This is a genomic window from Paraburkholderia sp. RCC_158 (assembly GCF_041355255.1).
In the GTDB taxonomy this organism is placed as follows: Bacteria; Pseudomonadota; Gammaproteobacteria; order Burkholderiales; family Burkholderiaceae; genus Paraburkholderia; species Paraburkholderia graminis.
Genome location: NZ_JBFUPM010000081.1, coordinates 1 through 858, shown reverse-complemented (window position 1 = coordinate 858; position 858 = coordinate 1). Strand labels below are relative to the sequence as shown.

1 pseudogene is annotated in these 858 nt (G+C 60.0%); it reads left to right on the top strand.

Annotated features, from left to right (window positions below):
- Positions 1-144: 144 nt before the first annotated feature.
- Positions 145-858, top strand: a pseudogene (locus AB6809_RS36225) (IS21 family transposase); the annotation flags it as partial.

Sequence of the window (858 nt, the reverse complement as noted above, 5' to 3'; positions counted from 1 at the left end):
CCCCGGCGGTCACCTAAACTCCTCCGGGTGTGGTCACTTCAAACTCCTCCACCTTGCGGTCCGATCTGAGCAGACCGACGTCGCCGATCGTTCCACGTAGCAGGACGTTATTTTTACCTCCTTGGCCAGCCGGGGAGGTGGGAGTTGAACGTCTTGAAGCCGCATCAGCAAAGTACGGTGTTCACGTTGCTGGAACTCAACAAGAGCCAGCGCGAGATTCATCGGATCACTGGAATCGACCGCAAGACGATCCGCCGCTACACGGCGATCTTCGCTGCACGCGCAACCGCGTCCGCAAATGCCCCCATCCCCGCGACCATCGGCTCGCGCCCTTCGGATCAAACTCCTCCACCCCCGCGACCACCGGCTTTTCAGGCCACGCCCGCCGAGGCGCATAACTTCGATTTTGCCCGCTCGTTGTGCGAGCCGCATCGGAAATGGATCGAAGAACAGGTTCGTCTGCAGCGAAACGCCCAGTCGATCTATCAGGATCTCGTCGACGAGTTCTCGTTTGCTGCTAGCTACGAGAGCGTCAAACGGTTCGTGCGCGCGCTGCGACACATCGATCCCGAGCAATTCGACCGGCTCGATTTCCTGCCCGGCGAGGAGGCCCAGGTCGACTATGGCGAGGGCGCTCCGACCCGCGATCCGAAGACTGGACGTTATCGGCGACCACGGCTATTTGTGATGACGTTGCGCTATTCGCGTCACAGTTTCCGGCGGGTTGTGTGGAAATCCAGCCAGGAGGTGTGGGCGCGACTGCACGAAGAAGCGTTTCGCTATTTCGGCGGTTGTGTTCAGTACGTCGTCCTCGATAACCTCAAGGAAGGGGTTATCACACCGGACCTGTACGAGCCG